The organism is Streptomyces sp. LaBMicrA B280, from assembly GCF_049222185.1.
Lineage (GTDB): Bacteria > Actinomycetota > Actinomycetes > Streptomycetales > Streptomycetaceae > Streptomyces > Streptomyces murinus.
In genome coordinates, this window is sequence record NZ_JBMJCT010000058.1 from 244,448 (window position 1) to 261,094 (window position 16,647).

The following is a 16,647-nucleotide window of genomic DNA, read 5'->3' on the forward strand; positions in this document are numbered from 1 at the left end:
GAGCTTATCTACTACATGTTGTAGAGTTCCGGTCGCTCCGCCCGGCTCCCGCGCGGATCCCCCTCCTGCTGCTCTCGCGCGGAAGGCACAGCCATGCCCCATCTCGGAAGTACGGCCCACGTGCGTGCCCTGGCGGCCGCCACCCTGCGCGACGCGCCGCCGCCCGTGCCCCCGGCTGCGGCCGAGCGGGTCACGCTGCTGTCCGCCGGTGTCGGTGCCGGGCACGACGGCGCCGCCGCGGAACTGGCCCGCCGGCTCACGGCGGACGGGTTCACGGTGGACCGGCTCGATCTGCTGGACCTGCTGCCCGCCGGGACCGGCCGGCTCGTCCGGGACGGCTACCACCGGATGCTGCGCACCGCGCCCTGGGCCTATCAGCGCATCTACCGCGGCACCGAACGCGCGGGCGGCGGCGGGCCGTTGACCGCGGCGCTGCTGCGCGGTGCCGAGGAGCGGGTGCTGCGGGCCCTGCCGCCGGGCACCCGGGCGGTCGTCTCCACGTATCCGGGTGCCAGCCGGGTCCTGGGCGCGCTGCGCCGGGCGGGGCGGCTGACCGTCCCGGCGCTCACCTATCTGACCGACTTCTCGGTGCATCCGCTGTGGGTGGCCGACGGTGTCGACGTCCATCTCGCGGCGCACGCCGTGCCCGCCGCGCAGGCCCGGGGCGCGGGGGCCGGGGACGTGCGGGTGACCGGGCCGGTCACCGACCCGCGCTTCCGCCCGGCCGACGAGGAGACGCGCGCCGCCGCCCGGGCCCGCTTCGGACTGCCCGCGCGGGCGTCCCTGGCCCTGCTGGTCGCCGGTTCGTGGGGCGTGGGCCCGGTACGGCAAGTGGCCCTGGAAATACGGGCGTCCAGGGTCGCGGTCCCGGTGGTGGTGTGCGGCCGCAACGAGGCGCTGGCCGCGCGGCTGCGGGCCGAGGGCATCGAGCACGCCTTCGGCTGGGTGGACGACATGCCCGCCCTGATGCACGCCGCCGACGTACTGGTGCAGAACGCCGGGGGGCTGACCTCCCTGGAGGCGTTCGCCGCCGGGCTGCCGGTGGCGAGTTACCGCTGCATACCGGGCCACGGGCAGACCAATGCCGCGGCTCTGGCGGAGGCGGGGGTCGCCGCGTGGATCCGGGACCCCGACGAACTCACCTCGGTCGTCTTCGAGTTGGCCAACGGGGCGCGGGGCCTGCGGCAACGGGCGGCCGGTCGCGCGCTGTTCGCGGAGGCCGGGCGCGGTCCGGCCGCCGAGATCGCGCGCATCGCCAGGGCGGGCAGATCGGAAGAGCACACGTCCTGGCGCCGACGGCGGTACCAACTCCCCTGCCGGTGCGGCGTGCCGGGCGCCCGCGGCGCATCGCCGCGGTCGCGGCGGTCGCGTGCGCCCTCTGGGCGACCGCGTTCGGCACGGCGGTCGCCACCACCGACGACGGTCCCCGGCTGATGCACGCCCTCGGCCACGAACTGGACCCAGACGACGCGGGCCACGCCGCACGCGCCCCGCACACCGCCGCTCCGCACGGTGCGGGGCACCGCCGATGACCGTCGTACCCGCCCTGCGGGGCACCGCCCTGGCCGCGCTGCCCGTGCTCGCCGCCGTGCACGCCGCGCCGGTGGTCGCCACGTTCGGGCCGCTGCGCAAGCGCGTCATGCCCCGGCTGTCCGGGCGGGGCCGGGCCGGGCATGTCGCCCTCACCTTCGACGACGGGCCCGACCCGTACTCCACCCCGCTGTTCCTGGGCGCGCTGGCCGGGCGCGGGGTGCGCGCGACGTTCTTCCTGCTCGGCCGCGAGGCCCGGCGCAGCCCCGGACTGGTGCGCGAGATCGCCGCCGAGGGCCATGAGATCGGCGTCCACGGCTGGCTGCACCGCCCGCTGCTGCTGCGCGGCCCCCGGGCGACCTACGACGACCTCGCCCGCGCGCGGGACCTGGTCGGCGATCTCACCGGGCGGTGCCCGGCCCTGTTCCGGCCGCCCTACGGGGTGATGTCGACCGCCGCCCGGCTGGCCGCGCGGCGGCTGGGCCTGACGCCGGTGCTGTGGACCTGCTGGGGCGAGGACTGGACCGCCCGGGCCACCCCGTCGTCGGTGCACCGGACCGTCGTCCGCGATCTGCGCGGCGGCGGCACGATCCTGCTCCACGACTCCGACTCCGCCTCCACCCCCGGCTCCTGGCGCGCCACCCTCGGCGCCCTGCCGCGCATCCTGGACAGCTGTGCCGAACGCGGCCTGGCGGTGGGGCCGTTGCGCGAACACGGGTGGGCGGGCGAGCGGGGGGTGTGAGCGGGCGGGTCAGGCGGACAGGCCCGCGGCGAGGGTGGCGCCGAGCTCCCAGCAGGCCTCCGTGTCGGCCCGGCCGGGTTCACCCGTGACGGTGACCGGTTCGGCCGCGCGGCGCCAGCCGAGGCCGGTGGTGATGGTGTCGAGGGCGCGCACCGCGCCGGTGACGTCGTCGCCCCCGTGGACGTAGTAGCCGAAGGGGCGGCCCCGGGTCCCGTCCAGGCAGGGGTAGTAGATCTGGTCGAAGAAGTGTTTGAGGGCGCCGGAGATGTAGCCGAGGTTCGCGGGGGTGCCGAGGAGGTAGCCGTCGGCTTCGAGGACATCGGCGGCGGTGGCCGCGAGGGCCGCGCGGCGCACCACCCGGACGCCCTCGATCCCGGGTGCCGTGGCGCCGGAGACGACGGCCTCGAACAGGGCCTGGCAGTTGGGTGACGGGGTGTGGTGGACGATCAGCAAGGTGGGCACACCCGCACCCTGCCGGGTCCGGCGCGCGGTGCGCAAACGGGCCGTCGCCCCGCGCCGTTGCGGGCGCGGCGCGCGGGTGCGAGGATGCCCGGCGTCGGCGCCGCGGGGTGCCGTGCGGATCGGTGCGGTACCGGTCGGTGCCGTGCGGATCGGTGCCGTGCGGGTCGGTGCCGTGCGACGGGAGGAGCCGTGGTGGCCGAGGACGAGCGCCGGGTACCGGCGGCCGTGGTGTTCGACGCGCTGGGTCTCGACTACGAGAAGGCGTTCGCCTCCTCCGCGGCGCACCGGGCGTCCCTGCGGTGGCTGCTTCAGCGGCTGGCGCCGGGCAGCCGGGTGCTGGACGTGGGCTGCGGGACGGGGCGGCCGACCGCGGAGACCCTCGCGGACGCGGGGCACCGGGTGCTCGGTGTCGATGTGTCCCCGGTGATGGCGGAGCTGGCGGCGCGGCAGGTGCCGGGGGCCGAGTTCCGCCGGGCGGACATCCGTGAACTCCCGCTGGGGGACGGGGTGTTCGACGCGGCCTGTGCCTACTTCTCGCTGCTCCAGATGGACCGGGCCGAACAGGAGGCCGTGGTGGGCCGGCTCGCCCGGGCGGTACGGCCCGGTGGGTTCGTGGTGCTGGCGACCGTGCCCGTCGACATCGAGGGCGCCGAGGGGCTCTTCATGGGGCAGCCGGTGCGGGTGACGAGCTTCGGCGCGGACGCGTTCAAGGACGTGGCGGTCCGGGCCGGGCTCGTCGTACTGGCCGAGGAGCACGCGGAGTTCGCGCCCGCGCATCCCGAGGCGGCACCGGAGCCGCATCTGTTCCTGCACTGCCGACGGCCCGCGCGGTAGCCTCCGGCCTTCCTCAGCCTCTGGTCTTCCTCAAACCGCTTGGACCTCGGGGCCCTTGGCGGCGAGGATGATCACCATGACGGGAATCGCGGGTCTGAACAGGAAGCACAATCACGTACTGGTCATCCGGGACGCGGATGTGGTGGCCTCGGCGCTGCGCGCGGCGCTCGCGGAGGCGTCGCCCGAGGAGCGCCCGGGTCTGGAACGCGCCGTCGCGCTGGTCGAGTCGACCGCACAGGCCACCGAGGCCAAGCTGCGCGCCGACTGGACCCGCGCCCGGCTGGCCGCCGTCGGCTTCACCGGCGACCTCTCCTCGGTCGCGGCGACGAAGGCCCTGCGCCAGGCGGAGCCGAAGCTGAGCCTGCTGGCGGCCGTACAGCTCCAGAAGGAGGCCCTGACCCAACCGGAGTGACGGTGGGGAAGGCCGCAAGAGGGGTGCCATAAGACACCCCTAGGGAAGCCATAAGGTGCCCTTATGAGGTCATAGGCGGGACCCGCGTACCTACTTAGGTCTGCCTTAGCTTAGGCTTCCCGATCGAGTCGACTTTTTCACTCGAAGGGAACCTGATCATGCCGCGCCCCCTGCGGGTAGCCATCGTCGGAGCCGGCCCCGCCGGGATCTACGCCGCCGACGCCCTGCTCAAGTCCGAGGTGGCCGCCGACCCCGGCGTGTCCATCGACCTCTTCGAGCGCATGCCCGCCCCCTTCGGTCTGATCCGCTACGGCGTCGCGCCGGACCACCCCCGCATCAAGGGCATCGTCACCGCACTGCACCAGGTCCTGGACAAGCCGCAGATCCGGCTGTTCGGCAACGTCGACTACCCGACGGACATCAGCCTGGACGACCTGCGCGACTTCTACGACGCGGTGATCTTCTCCACCGGCGCCATGGCCGACCGCCCGCTGTCCATACCCGGCATCGACCTGGCCGGTTCCTACGGCGCCGCCGACTTCGTCTCCTGGTACGACGGCCACCCGGACGTCCCGCGCACCTGGCCCCTGGAGGCCGAGAAGGTCGCGGTGCTCGGCGTCGGCAACGTGGCGCTGGACGTGGCCCGCGTCCTCGCCAAGACCGCGGACGAGCTGCTGCCGACCGAGATCCCGGGGAACGTCTACGACGGTCTGAAGGCCAACAAGGCCGTGGAGATCCACGTCTTCGGCCGCCGGGGCCCGGCCCAGGCGAAGTTCAGCCCGATGGAGCTGCGCGAGCTGGACCACTCCCCCAACATCGAGGTCATCGTCGACCCCGAGGACATCGACTACGACGCCGGTTCGATCGAGACCCGGCGCGGCAACAAGCAGGCCGACATGGTCGCCAAGACCCTGGAGAACTGGGCGATCCGGGACGTCGGCGACCGCCCGCACAAACTCTTCCTGCACTTCTTCGAGTCCCCCGCGGAGATCCTCGGCGAGAACGGCGAGGTCGTGGGCCTGCGCACCGAGCGCACCGCCCTGGACGGCACCGGCAATGTCAAGGGCACCGGCGAGTTCAAGGACTGGGACGTCACCGCCGTCTACCGCGCGGTCGGCTACCTCTCCGAGAAGCTGCCCAAGCTGCCCTGGGACCTCGGCTCGGGCACCGTCCCGGACGAGGGCGGCCGGGTCATCGAGGAGGGCGGCACCCACCTCCAGTCCACCTACGTCACCGGCTGGATCCGGCGCGGCCCCGTCGGCCTCATCGGCCACACCAAGGGCGACGCCAACGAGACGGTGTCCAACCTGCTCGCGGACCACGCGGACGGCCGGCTGCACACCCCCGCCTCGCCCGCGCCGCAGGCCGTGGACGCCTTCCTCGCCGAGCGCGGCGTGCGCTACACCACGTGGGAGGGCTGGCACCGCCTGGACGCCGCCGAACGCGCCCTGGGCGAACCGCAGGGCCGCGAGCGCGTGAAGATCGTCGAGCGCGAGGACATGCTGCGCGAGAGCGGCGCGTAAGCGCTCCGCGCTCCGCGCGCCGCCTGTGCCGGGGCTGAGCTCGAACGGGGCTGAGCCCCGGTCCGGCTGAGCCCCGGCCGCCGTGGGCGGGTGGCCTGCGGCGGTGTACGGGTGCGGGCTCGCCGTGGCTGGTCGCGCGGTTTCCCGCGCCCCCGGGGAACGGCCGGATCCGTCGGCCGAGAAGCCGACGGGTCCGAAAAGCGCCCCGGCGCGAGCGGCCCGCGCGCCCCCGGTCGAAGGCGCCCCGCGCATCCCCCGGAGGGACACGCGCCGCGCGCGGGCGTGGGGCCGTCTACGTTTCGCCCGGGCGAGCGGTGATACTGGGAGGCGCATCCGCCCCCATCAGCAGATTGGCTTATGTCGAACTCCGCCACCGACCGCGCCCCCGTCCCGCAGTCCGTCTGGGCGGCCCGCGGCCGTCACACCGGCCCCGCCCCTGAGGACGTCGTCCGCCGCACCCTGCGTCGGCACAAGGAGAGCGGGGACATCGACGACTTCGCCGAGCCCCCCGCCCCCGAGGACACCTCCGGGAGCGACGCGCCCCCCATGATCTTCGAGGCACGCTGGCGGGTCGGCGGCACCGTGACCGTGCGGGCCCGCCTGAGCCTCGTACCCCGGCAGAACAAGCTCCAGGGGCACGAGTGGCGGCTCGTCGCGGAGGCCGAGCGGCCGTGGGACGAGGGCTGGCCCTCCCCCGCGACGCTGTTCTGGCCCGAGGGCGGCTCCGGCGACGACGGCTCCTGGGACCACCACCCCACGGCCGCCGGCGTGCGCTTCCGGCAGGTCAACGCGCTGCCCGCGGACGACAAGGAGATGCGCCGCCGACTGCGCGAGGCGGCCCGGGAGGCCTGGTGCGTCAACCTGGTGGTGCACGAGGCCATGACCCCCGACGAGCAGGGCAAACTGCCGCTCGCCCGGCTGCTGCCGCCCGCCCTGCGGCACCGCGTCGTGGAGCACCGCGCCGCCCCGCACCAGCTGCGCGGCGTCAACTGGGCGCTGAAGGACCTCGGTGTCGAGGTGCCGCGCGGCGGCGCCGTGATCCTGCCGCCCGACCCGGCCCCCGAGGGCTACGACGGCGAACCGCACCGGGTGCGCAGCGTCTTCCTGGACGGCTCCGAGCCCCCGGAACTCCTCGCCGCGCTGCGGCACTTCGTCGCTCTGCCGCGCCCCGCGCCGCAGGACGCGGCAGAGGCGCTGGCGGACCTCAGGGACAACTGGACCCTGATGACCCACCAGGAGGAGCTGGACCGGGAACGCCGTCTCGTCACCATGTACGCCGAGGCGCTGGAGGCCATGACGAAGTCCCGGGACCTGTACAAGCAGGCCGCGGAGCAGGCTCTGGAGGCGCTGGCTGCCTACCGTGACGTACCGGCGCCCGCGCTGCCGCAGCAGCGGCCCGCCGCCAAGGCGCCCGCACCGCTCCAGCAGCTCACCCGGACGTTCGAACGGCTGCGGTTCCCCGGTCTTCCCGGCCGGGCGAAGACGCCCCCGGAGGACACCGCCGACGGCGCGGACCTGCCCTCCCCCGACCTGCCGTCGTAAGGCCCCCGTGCCGTACAAGGAGCCCCGATGGACACCACCACCCTGCTGCTGATCATCGCCGCCGTCGTCGCCGCGGGGCTGGCCGCCGGTGCCGTCGCGCTGCTCGTACGCCTGGTGCGCACCCGGCGTACGCTGCTGCGGGCCGGGCTGCCCGCGGGGCCGCGCTGGGTGTTCTGGGGCGCGGTGGCGTATCTGCTGCTCCCGACCGATCTGCTGCCCGATCCCATCTACCTGGACGACATCGGCGTCCTGCTCCTCGCCCTGCGCAGCCTGCGCGCCGCCCGGCCACAGGCACCGGAGACGCCCCGGCTGCCCTGAACCGTCGGCGCGTACCCGATCATGGTGCGATGCGAGCCGTGTTCACCGGGATCCCCGACGCCCCCGCCGCCCCGGACGTCGCCGTCGTCGTCGATGTGATGCGCGCCTTCACCGTGGCCGCCGCCGCGCTGCGGCGCGGCGCCGAGCGGATCGTGTTCGCCGGAACGCGAGAGGAGGCGCTGGCGCTCAAGGCCCGCAATCCGGGCTGGCTCGCCTTCCAGGACGGGGCGCCGGTGCCGGGCTTCGACCTCGCCAACTCGCCCGCGCGGCTGCGCTCGCTCGACGTACGCGGTCGCACGATTGTGCAGAAGACCACCGCGGGTACGGCCGGGGCGCTCGCCGTGGCGGACGCCGGTCTGGTGCTGTGCGCGAGCTTCCTGGTGGCCGGGGCGACCGCCGAGGCGCTGCGCCGGGCCGGGGCGCGGGCGGTGACCTTCGTCGTCACCGGGGGCGACGGGCGGGCCGAGGAGGATCTCGCCTGCGCCGAGTACATCGCCGCCCGGGTGCGCGACCCCGGCACCGGTCCCGGGCCCTATCTGGCCCGGGCCCGCCGCTCGTCCGCCGCGGCCGAACTGGCGGAGGCGGTACGGCGGGGCTGGACGGGGGTGCATCCGCAGGACGTGGAGCTGTGTCTGGAGGCGGACAGCGTGCCGTTCGCCATGGTGGCCGCCCGGGTGGCCGGCCGCCTGGAGTTGCGGATGGCCGATCGGTCGCCGCTCCGGCTCAACCCCCGCGACGACCGGGGGCGTTGACCCCGAGCAGGACGGCCAGCATCACCGCGAGCGCCCCGAGGGCGGCCACCGCCGCGGCCGTACCGGCGAGCCAGGGCGGGGCCAGTGTCGCCACCCACAGCCGGGCCGGGTCCGGCAGCCCGAAGCGACCGCCGAGCACCTGTCCCGCGCCGAGCCCCGCCGTGACCGCGAGGGCGGCCGTGGCAGTCCTTCACGGTGGCGCTCGGGCTGCTGGGCGGGGCGGGGGTCACCGCGGTGACGGCGGCGGTGCTGAGCACGGAGCATGCACAGCGCGGAGGCGACGAGCGTGGCGCCGAGCAGCCCGTGGGAGAGCCCGGCCCAGTAGCGGGGCGCGTGGGCGGCCCCGCAGAGGAACACCAGCAGCGCGGCGACACGGACGCCGGTCCCGGCCGGGGCAGGCCCAGCGGCCTTCCTCGGCCGAGGCCGCTGGGCGGCGGTTTCCAGCCGGAGGAGCTTGAGCCGTGGCGCCCGGCGCGGCGGGGTCCCGGGTGAGCGCGGGTGCGCGGGCGAGGGGCCCTCGGCGACCGGCGTTCCCGCGGGCGGCAGTTCCGGCACCGGCTGGTCGGCGGCCAGGCTGCCGATCAGCTCGGTCAGTTCCGCGACGGTCCGCCCGGTGGCCGCGGCCTGTACGGCGGTCTGCCGGCAGCGCGGCTCCAGGGGGGTGCGGTACAGCAGCCGCAGCAGCGGGCCGACCTCGTCCACGGGGCGCTGCCCGGCGGCGGCGCGGAGCACGGCGTCGGCGCCCGCAGGGGTCCGCGGGGGCCGGGTGAGCAGGGCCGCCAGTCGGGTGACGTCCGCGACCGAGCGGTGAAGGCCCGCCGTGCGGACCGCCTCGGCCAGGGTCCGCGCCTGCTCGGGGGCGCCCTCCAGCAGGGCGATGAGGCGGACGACGTCCTCCAGCGGGCGGGTGGTGACGGCCGTACGGACCAGGCCGAGCAGCGGATCGTCGTACCGGCCGTCCGCCCCGGACCCCGGCGCGGCCTCGGGCGCGGCATCGTGCGCGGCATCGTGCGCGAACTGGAGAGCGGCCCCGTGCGAAGCCCCGGACCCGGCCCCGGGCGGCCTCTCCGCCCTGGGCCCGGACGGCGGCGCGGACCGCGTCAGGATCCGGACCGGCAGCGGCCGGACACCGGCCGTGACCGGCGCGGGAGGTATGAGGGAGTCGTCGGAACAGGTGGACGAAGAGCGGGTGGTCATCTCGGCTCCAGTGCAGGAGTGCGGCCGCGACGCCCCCGACCGCGGCACGCGCAGTACGCAGTCCATTACTAGGAGCCGCTGCCCCGCGCCGCCACCCGGGTGAGGCACTGGTGTGAGCCCCCGCCGCCCCGCCCCCCGCCGGGGTGCGGCCCCTGCTCCTCCTGGCGCATTCTTGCTGTGTGATCCACCCGGAGGCGGACAGGACGAGGTAGGGCCGATGGCGGGCAGCGGGGAGCGGGCGGTCCGTACACGGGCCCGGCTGGCCGCGCTGCTGGCGGACGCCTCCACCGCGGCGCTCCGCGCGGCGGGCGGCCGGGTGGCGGGCGTGTATCTGCGCGCCGCCGACGCACCCGGCTTCCTGCGCCTGGCCGTGCTCGCCGGTCTCCCCGGGCCCCTCTTCCGCCCCTGGTGGCGGGTGCATGTGGACCGCCCCTTCCCCGTCTGCGACGCCTACCGGCTCGGGCTGCCCGTGGTGCTGCCGAACGCGAGCGAGGCCGTGCGCCGGTATCCGCAGTTCGCGGCGGGGCTGCCGTTCCCCTTCGCCTCGGTGCACATGCCGGTGCCGGGCGGCGGCGGTCCGCTCGGGGTGCTCGCGGTGCTGCGTCCCTCGGCCGGCGACGACGGGGACGAGCCGCTCGACCGGGAGCTGCCGGCCAGGCTCGCCGAGGGCCTGGGCACCGAGCTGCTCGCGCTCGCCGACGGGGACCGGGACGCGATCGTCTGGGACGGGGAACCGCAGTGCGTACGGCCTCCCGCGGCCCGGCACCCGCAGGCCGCGGTCGGCCGCTTCACCTGGGACCCCGGCACCCACGCGGTCCGCGCGGACGACCGGCTGCACACCCTGCTCGGCCTGGCGGCGGGCGACTTCGCGGGCACCGACACCGCGCTCGCCGAGGCGCTCGCCCCGGCGGAGGCGTACCGGGTGCTGGCCGCGCTGCGCGACACCGCCGCCGGGAAGCCGCCGGGCGCGCCGCTGAGCCTGCGGCGGCGCGGTGGCGCGGGTCGGCGGGGTGGTGTTCGACCCCGGCCGGGCCGCCCTCGCCGACGGCGCCGCCGACCAGCTGCCGCAGGGCGTGTGCTGCCTGGACCGGCTCGGGACGATCGTGTACGCCAACGCGGCCGCGGCACGGTTCGCCGGGCGGGCGCGGGAGGCACTGCTCGGGCGGACGCTGTGGGACGCGCTGCCCTGGCTGACCGGACCGCCGTACGACGATCATCTGCGCGGCGCCCTGCTGTCCCCGGAGCCGGTGCACTTCCATGTCCGGCGGCCGGTCCGCGCGGACGGGACGGACGGCGCGGACGACGCGGATGTGTCGGACGGGGCGCACGACGGGTACGACGGGTTCGCGGTGTCGGTGTATCCCGGCGAGGACCTGCTGACCTGCACGCTCGTCCCGGCCAGCCGGATGGAGGCGCCGGACGGGCCGCCGCCGGGGCCCGCGGTGGCGGCCGGTCCCTCGATGGCGGCGGCGTACCGGCCGATCGCGCTGGCCATCGCGCTGACCGACGCGGTGACGGCCCAGCAGGTGTCGGCGGTCGTGATGCAGGAGCTGCTGCCCGCGTTCGGGGGCCGCCGGCTGGCCATCTACCTGCTCCAGGAGCGGCATCTCCACCTGGCGTGGGAATCCGGTTTCCCGCCGGGCTTCCTGGAGCCGTTCGACGGGGTGGCGCTCGACGCGCGGATCCCGGCCGTGGAGGCCCTGGCCACCGGGCGCCCGCTGTTCTTCGAGTCGATGCGGCAGCTGGCCCGGACGTATCCGGGACTGCCGATGGACGCCGAGGACGGGGCCCGGGCGTTCCTGCCGCTGATCGCGTCCGGGCGGCCGGTCGGTTCCTGCGTCCTCGGCTTCGACCGCCCGCGCGGCTTCAGCGCGGAGGACCGCACGGTGCTCACCGCGCTCGCCGGGCTGATCGCGCACGCGATGGAGCGGGCCCGGCGCTACGACAGCGAGGCGGCCCTCGCCCGGGGCCTCCAGCAGGCCCTGCTGCCGAGCCGTCTGTCGGCGCATCCCCGGGTGGAGACGGCGGGCCGCTATCTGCCGGGCACCGAGGGGCTGGACGTGGGCGGCGACTGGTACGACGTGGTGGAGTCGGGGGACGGTCTCGCGCTGGTCATCGGGGATGTGCAGGGGCACGGGGTGCAGGCGGCGGCGACCATGGGCCAGCTGCGCAGCGCGGTACGGGCGTTCGCGCTGGGCGACCGGCCGCCCGACGAGGTGCTCAGCGGCACCAACCATCTGCTGATCGGCCTGGACCCGGGCCAGTTCGCCAGCTGCTGCTGTCTGCGCCTGGATCCGGCCACCGGGCTGACCCGGATCGCCCGCGCGGGCCATCCGCCGCCGCTGCTGCTCTCCCCCGGCGGCCGGGCCCGGCCGCTGGACCTCCCCGGCGGTGTCGTCCTCGGGGTGGATCCGGGGGCGCGCTATCCGGTGACCGAGCTGATCCTCGAACCGGGCGCGATCCTCGCGCTGTACACGGACGGGCTGGTGGAGCGGGCGGGCGCCGACATCGACGACGGGATCGCCGATCTGGGCCGGGCCCTTGACCGGGCGGGCGCGGCCGCCGGGCGGCGCGACGGCCTCACCCTGTCCGGGGTCGCCGACCGCCTCACCGCCGCCGCGCGCCACGCCGACGCCCGCCCCGACGACGTGGCCCTGCTCCTGGCGAGGAGGCCCCGCCATGGGTAGCGGGCCGGTCCGCTCACGGTGGCTGCCGGGGGCCGGGCGGCGGTGGCGCGTCGAACGCCTGCGCCCGTTCCGCGCGCTCCTTCCCCGGGCACGCCTCATCCGCCTCTCCCGACGCCCGCTCCCCGGGGTGACGGTCTCGCCTGATGGCGTCGGGCAGTGTAGACATGGGCACATGGTGCGACTGCCCGGCCGGCCCGTGTCCCGGCCGCCCCGACCTTTCGGGCACCCGCGCGCACCACTGGCCCCGCCGCCGGACGGCCCCGGTGCGAACGGCGACCGGCCGGGGATGCTGTGGGCGGCGGTGACCGGACGCAGCGTCGCCGGTCAGGTGTTCGTGCTCCAGGTCGTGATCGTGCTGCTGCTGGTGGTCTCGGCGGTGGTGGCCCAGGTCCTCCAGGTGCGCCACGACAGCGACACCGAGGCCCGCAACCGCTCCCTCGCGGTGGCCCAGACATTCGCCAACGCGCCCGGCACGGCCGCCGCGCTGCGCTCACCGGACCCGACGGCGATCCTCCAGCCGAAGGCCGAGGCCGCCCGCAAGGCGACCGGCGTGGACTTCATCGTCGTGATGAACACCCAGGGGATCCGCTACACCCATCCCCATCCCGACCGCATAGGCAAGAAGTTCGTCGGCACCATCGGCCCGGCGGTCGCCGGTGGCACGGTCGTGGAGACGGTCAACGGCACGCTCGGCCCGCTGGTGCAGAGCGTGGTCCCGGTCAAGGACGCGCACGGCACCGTGGTGGGGCTGGTGTCGGCCGGCATCACCACCGCGCATGTGGGCGGCACCGCCGACCAGCAGCTGCCCCTGCTGCTCGCCGCCGCGGCGGCGGCGCTCGCGCTGGCCACCGCGGGCACCGCGCTGGTCAGCAGACGGCTGCTGCGCCAGACGCACGGACTCGGGCCGTACGAGATGACCCGGATGTACGAGCACCACGACGCGGTGCTGCACGCGGTCCGCGAGGGTGTGCTGATCGTCGGCCGGGACGGGCGGCTGCTGCTCGCCAACGACGAGGCGCAGCGCCTGCTCGACCTGCCCCAGAACGCCGAGCGCCGGCATGTCCTGGAGCTGGGCCTGGACGACGACACGGCACGGCTGCTGGCCTCGGGGCGGGTGGCGACGGACGAGGTGCACCTGGTCAAGGACCGCCTCCTCGCGATCAACCAGCGGCCCACCGAACTGCGCGGCGGCCCGGCCGGCAGCGTCACCACGCTGCGCGACTCCACCGAGCTGCGGGCGGTGTCCGGGCGGGCCGAGGTGGCCCGGGAGCGGCTGAACATGCTGTACGACGCCGGGGTGGGCATCGGCACCAGCCTGGACGTGACCCGCACCGCCGGGGAACTGGCGGAGCTGGCGGTGCCCCGGTTCGCGGACTTCGCGACCGTGGACCTGTTCGAACCGGTGCTGAACGGAGAGGAGCCGCGGCCCGGGAGCGATCTGCGCCGGGTGGCCAGTGTCGGCATCCGCAAGGACTCCCCGCTGTATCCGGTGGATCACCGGATCCGGTTCGTCCCGACCTCGCCGCAGGCCCACAGCCTGACGACCGGGCAGTCGGTGGTGGAGCCGCGGCTGCGGGACGCGCCGGGCTGGCGGGCGCAGGAGCCGGAGCGCACCGACAAGGTGGTGGAGTACGGCATCCACTCGCTGATCACCGTGCCGCTGCGGGCGGGCAGCCTGGTGCTGGGCGTGGCGAACTTCTGGCGGGCGGAGAAGCCGCAGCCGTTCGACAGCGAGGAGCTGGCGCTCGCCGAGGAGCTGGTGGCGCGGGCCGCGGTGTCCATCGACAACGCCCGCCGGTACACGCGCGAGCACAGCATGGCGGTGACCCTGCAGCGCAGCCTGCTGCCGCGGACGCTGCCCGAGCAGGGCGCGCTGGAGATCGCGTACCGGTATCTGCCGGCGCAGTCCGGGGTGGGCGGCGACTGGTTCGACGTGCTGCCGCTGTCCGGGGCCCGGGTGGCGCTCGTGGTGGGCGACGTGGTGGGGCACGGGCTGCACGCGGCGGCGACCATGGGGCGGCTGCGCACGGCCGTGCACAACTTCTCCGCGCTGGACCTGCCCCCCGATGAACTGCTCGGTCTGCTGGACGAGTTGGTGGGCCGGATCGACCAGGACGAGAACCCGGACGAGGGCGCGGCGGTGACCGGCGCGACCTGTCTGTACGCGGTGTACGACCCGGTGTCGCGGCGCTGCACCATGGCCCGCGCGGGGCATCCGCCGCCCGCGCTGGTGCATCCCGACGGGCGGGTGGAGTTCCCGGAGCTGCCGGCCGGGCCGCCGCTGGGCCTGGGCGGGCTGCCGTTCGAGACGGTCGATCTGGAACTGGCCGAGGGCAGCAGGCTGGTGCTGTACACGGACGGCCTGGTGGAGGACCGGGAGCGGGACATCGACGTCGGTCTGGAGCTGCTGGGCGACGCCCTGCGCCGGACGCCGGACAGCTCCCCGGAGACGACCTGCCGTACGGTGCTGGAGGGGATGCCGGGCCGGCCGAGCGACGATGTGGCGCTGATCGTGGCCCGGACCCGGGTGCTGGGTCCGGACCAGGTGGCCGAGTGGGAGGTGCCGTCCGATCCGGCGGCCGTCTCCGAGGTGCGCGCCGCGGTCACCCGGGCGCTGGACGCGTGGGGCCTTGAGGAGCTGGCGTTCACCACCGAGCTGATCCTCAGCGAGCTGGTCACCAACGCCATCCGCTACGGGCGGCCCCCGATCGGGGTACGGCTGCTGCGCGACCGCACCCTGATCTGCGAGGTCTCCGACCGCAGCACGACCTCCCCGCATCTGCGCTACGCGGCGAGCACCGACGAGGGCGGCCGGGGCCTGTTCCTGGTGGCGCAGGTCGCCGACCGCTGGGGGACCCGCTACACGCCGAACGGCAAGATCATCTGGGCGGAGCAGCCACTGCCGTAGGGGCTGCTCCACCCGGACCCTGCCGTCCGGCGCGCCGGTCAGCCGGCGGTGGGGGCGCCGGTGACGCGGCGCTCGCCGCCGTTGTGGCGCCGCCACATCCGGTAGACCTCCACCGCGTCCTCGCGCGGCTCGTGCCGCATCGGCAGCCGCCGCTCGTCCCAGTCCTTGCCGAACTCCTCGTAGAAGGTGTCCAGTTCGAAGTACTTGCGGTCGTCGACGTAGTACGGCTCGTAGGCGTCGCGGGTGGTGAGGAAGACGACCTCGTCCGGCGAGCAGTAGTACAGCGAGCCCAGGCACATCGGGCAGGGGTGGGCGAGGACGTAGATGGTCGTGCCCGTCAGGTGCTCGGTGCCCAGCCGCACGCAGGCCTCGCGGATGGCGAGGATCTCCGCGTGCGCGGTGGGGTCGTTGGTCTGGGCGACCCGGTTGGGGCTCTCGGCGAGGATCTCGCCGTCCTTGACGATGACGGTCGCGAACGGGCGGCCGCCCTCGGCGACATTGCGCCGGGCGAGGTCGATGGTGCGCTGGACGAAGTCCATGCTGTCCTCCTGAGAGGTAGGGAGGCGGGTCGGGTCAGAAGGGCTTGGTCGGCAGGTACTTGCCGTCCAGGGTGATGACGGCGCGCTCGCCGCCCTCGGGGTCGGCGACCTTCTTGACGTCGAGCTTGAAGTTGATCGCGGAGATGATGCCGTCGCCGAACTCCTCGTGGACCAGGGCCTTGAGGGTGGTGCCGTAGACCTGGAGCATCTCGTAGAAGCGGTAGATCGTCGGGTCGGTGGGGACCGCGCCGGGGATCGAGCCGCGGGTGGGGACGGTGGTCAGCAGCAGCGCGGCGTCCGCGTCCAGGCCGAGCAGGCCGGCGACCGCCTCGGCGGCGTCCGCGGGCAGGGCGTGCTGGCCGAGGACGGCGGCGGTGGTGAAGGCGACCGAGAGGCCGGAGGCGTCGGCGATCTGCTGCCAGGAGAGGTCCTTGCGCGTCTTGGCCTCGACGGCGGCGGCGGCCAGGAGCTGACGGGCGGTGGGGTCGAACTGGGCGTGGATCATGGGGGGTCGTTCCTCACTGTGTGGATGGGGTGGGTACCGGACCGCCCTGACGGGGCCGGTCCGGGAGTCGGTCGTCAGGCCGCGAGCGGGGCGGCGGCCGTGAGGTCCTCGATGTGGCCGGTGGCGATGTCGAAGACCCAGCCGTGCACCGTGACCTGCCGCCGCGCCAGGGCGCGGGCGACGCAGGGGTGGGTGGCCAGGTTCGCCAGCTGGGCCAGCACGTTCTGCCGTACCAGGGCGGGCACGTCCGCGGTGCCCGGGGTGCGGGCCACCGAGGCGTCGGCGAGCCGCAGCCAGTCGGCGACCGCGGGGGCGCCGCTGAGGTCGTGACCGTGGGCGAGGGCGGTCATCGCGCCGCACGCGGAGTGCCCGCAGACGACGATGTCCCGTACGCCGAGCGTGCCGACGGCGTACTCGATGCTCGCCGCGACCCCGTCGGCGCCCGGGGTGCGGGCGGGGACGAGATTGCCGGCGGTGCGGATGACGAACAGCTCGCCGGGCTCACAGCCGGTGATCAGCTCGGGCACGACGCGGGCGTCGGAGCAGCCGATGAACAGCGTGTGCGGCGTGTGGTGCGCGGCCAGATGGCTGAACAGCTCCCGCTTGGCGGGGAAGACGTCCTGCTGGAAGCGCGCGACGCCGTGGGCGAGGTCATGCATGGGGTCACTCCCTTTCGTGGCGCCCGGCCCGTGGGGC

14 protein-coding genes and 1 pseudogene are annotated in these 16,647 nt (G+C 75.3%); 10 read left to right on the forward strand and 5 right to left on the reverse strand.

Annotated features, from left to right (window positions below; genetic code table 11):
• Positions 1–93 precede the first annotated feature (93 nt).
• Positions 94–1,434: a glycosyltransferase gene (locus ACLF5H_RS32620; protein WP_421679617.1), complete on the forward strand. Its 1,341-nt coding sequence runs from the start codon at positions 94–96 to the stop codon at positions 1,432–1,434.
• Between the two features lie 94 nt (positions 1,435–1,528).
• A complete protein-coding gene (locus ACLF5H_RS32625) occupies positions 1,529–2,272 on the forward strand; it encodes a polysaccharide deacetylase family protein (protein ID WP_421679618.1) in 744 nt (247 codons plus the stop codon).
• A gap of 9 nt (positions 2,273–2,281) precedes the next feature.
• Here the strand turns inward: ACLF5H_RS32625 and ACLF5H_RS32630 are convergent, their stop codons facing one another.
• A complete protein-coding gene (locus ACLF5H_RS32630) occupies positions 2,282–2,734 on the reverse strand; it encodes a flavodoxin family protein (protein WP_421679619.1) in 453 nt (150 codons plus the stop codon).
• Between the two features lie 192 nt (positions 2,735–2,926).
• Between ACLF5H_RS32630 and ACLF5H_RS32635 the strand changes: the two genes are divergently transcribed.
• The 6 genes from ACLF5H_RS32635 to ACLF5H_RS32660 all read left to right on the forward strand — a co-directional run bounded on the left by ACLF5H_RS32635 (position 2,927) and on the right by ACLF5H_RS32660 (position 8,115).
• The gene (locus tag ACLF5H_RS32635) at positions 2,927–3,568 is read left to right on the forward strand and encodes a class I SAM-dependent methyltransferase (protein WP_421679620.1); all 642 of its coding nucleotides are present in this window, start codon (positions 2,927–2,929) and stop codon (positions 3,566–3,568) included.
• 76 nt (positions 3,569–3,644) lie between these two features.
• Complete coding sequence (locus ACLF5H_RS32640; RefSeq protein ID WP_421679621.1) at positions 3,645–3,980, forward strand: hypothetical protein; 336 nt, start codon at positions 3,645–3,647, stop codon at positions 3,978–3,980.
• Positions 3,981–4,138: 158 nt separating this feature from the next.
• Positions 4,139–5,503, forward strand: coding sequence for an FAD-dependent oxidoreductase (locus ACLF5H_RS32645; RefSeq protein WP_421679622.1), 1,365 nt, complete (start codon positions 4,139–4,141; stop codon positions 5,501–5,503).
• A gap of 357 nt (positions 5,504–5,860) precedes the next feature.
• A complete protein-coding gene (locus ACLF5H_RS32650) occupies positions 5,861–7,045 on the forward strand; it encodes a hypothetical protein (RefSeq protein ID WP_421679623.1) in 1,185 nt (394 codons plus the stop codon).
• Positions 7,046–7,072: 27 nt separating this feature from the next.
• A complete protein-coding gene (locus ACLF5H_RS32655) occupies positions 7,073–7,363 on the forward strand; it encodes a DUF1232 domain-containing protein (RefSeq protein ID WP_256639195.1) in 291 nt (96 codons plus the stop codon).
• Between the two features lie 29 nt (positions 7,364–7,392).
• Positions 7,393–8,115 (forward strand): 2-phosphosulfolactate phosphatase, encoded by a 723-nt coding sequence (locus ACLF5H_RS32660; RefSeq protein ID WP_421679624.1) that lies wholly within the window; start codon positions 7,393–7,395, stop codon positions 8,113–8,115.
• A gap of 21 nt (positions 8,116–8,136) precedes the next feature.
• Here the strand turns inward: ACLF5H_RS32660 and ACLF5H_RS32665 are convergent, their stop codons facing one another.
• The gene (locus ACLF5H_RS32665) at positions 8,137–9,312 is read right to left on the reverse strand and encodes a hypothetical protein (RefSeq protein ID WP_421679625.1); all 1,176 of its coding nucleotides are present in this window, start codon (positions 9,310–9,312) and stop codon (positions 8,137–8,139) included.
• Between the two features lie 217 nt (positions 9,313–9,529).
• On the opposite strand from ACLF5H_RS32665, the pseudogene ACLF5H_RS32670 reads away from it, so the two are divergent.
• Together ACLF5H_RS32670 and ACLF5H_RS32675 are read left to right on the forward strand one after the other, a co-directional pair.
• Positions 9,530–11,999, forward strand: a pseudogene (locus ACLF5H_RS32670) (SpoIIE family protein phosphatase).
• A 286-nt stretch (positions 12,000–12,285) separates the two neighbouring features.
• On the forward strand, positions 12,286–14,907 hold the full coding sequence (locus ACLF5H_RS32675) for a SpoIIE family protein phosphatase (RefSeq protein WP_421679681.1): 2,622 nt from the start codon (positions 12,286–12,288) through the stop codon (positions 14,905–14,907).
• Between the two features lie 38 nt (positions 14,908–14,945).
• Here the strand turns inward: ACLF5H_RS32675 and ACLF5H_RS32680 are convergent, their stop codons facing one another.
• The 3 genes from ACLF5H_RS32680 to ACLF5H_RS32690 form a co-directional block, all read right to left on the reverse strand.
• Positions 14,946–15,446, reverse strand: coding sequence for a nucleoside deaminase (locus ACLF5H_RS32680; protein WP_421679626.1), 501 nt, complete (start codon positions 15,444–15,446; stop codon positions 14,946–14,948).
• 34 nt (positions 15,447–15,480) lie between these two features.
• Positions 15,481–15,951: a cyanase gene (cynS, locus tag ACLF5H_RS32685; protein WP_421679627.1), complete on the reverse strand. Its 471-nt coding sequence runs from the start codon at positions 15,949–15,951 to the stop codon at positions 15,481–15,483.
• A gap of 74 nt (positions 15,952–16,025) precedes the next feature.
• Positions 16,026–16,610, reverse strand: a complete 585-nt coding sequence (locus tag ACLF5H_RS32690) for a carbonic anhydrase (protein ID WP_421679628.1) — start codon at positions 16,608–16,610, stop codon at positions 16,026–16,028.
• Positions 16,611–16,647: the final 37 nt, after the last annotated feature.

Coding starts and splice junctions, on each gene's coding strand:
- ACLF5H_RS32620 (WP_421679617.1), top strand. CDS start 94: ATGCCCCATCTCGGAAGTACGGCCCACGTGCGTGCCCTGGCGGCCGCC.
- ACLF5H_RS32625 (WP_421679618.1), top strand. CDS start 1,529: ATGACCGTCGTACCCGCCCTGCGGGGCACCGCCCTGGCCGCGCTGCCC.
- ACLF5H_RS32640 (WP_421679621.1), top strand. CDS start 3,645: ATGACGGGAATCGCGGGTCTGAACAGGAAGCACAATCACGTACTGGTC.
- ACLF5H_RS32645 (WP_421679622.1), top strand. CDS start 4,139: ATGCCGCGCCCCCTGCGGGTAGCCATCGTCGGAGCCGGCCCCGCCGGG.
- ACLF5H_RS32650 (WP_421679623.1), top strand. CDS start 5,861: ATGTCGAACTCCGCCACCGACCGCGCCCCCGTCCCGCAGTCCGTCTGG.
- ACLF5H_RS32655 (WP_256639195.1), top strand. CDS start 7,073: ATGGACACCACCACCCTGCTGCTGATCATCGCCGCCGTCGTCGCCGCG.
- ACLF5H_RS32660 (WP_421679624.1), top strand. CDS start 7,393: ATGCGAGCCGTGTTCACCGGGATCCCCGACGCCCCCGCCGCCCCGGAC.
- ACLF5H_RS32665 (WP_421679625.1), bottom strand. CDS start 9,312: ATGACCACCCGCTCTTCGTCCACCTGTTCCGACGACTCCCTCATACCT.
- ACLF5H_RS32675 (WP_421679681.1), top strand. CDS start 12,286: ATGCTGTGGGCGGCGGTGACCGGACGCAGCGTCGCCGGTCAGGTGTTC.
- ACLF5H_RS32680 (WP_421679626.1), bottom strand. CDS start 15,446: ATGGACTTCGTCCAGCGCACCATCGACCTCGCCCGGCGCAATGTCGCC.
- cynS (WP_421679627.1), bottom strand. CDS start 15,951: ATGATCCACGCCCAGTTCGACCCCACCGCCCGTCAGCTCCTGGCCGCC.
- ACLF5H_RS32690 (WP_421679628.1), bottom strand. CDS start 16,610: ATGCATGACCTCGCCCACGGCGTCGCGCGCTTCCAGCAGGACGTCTTC.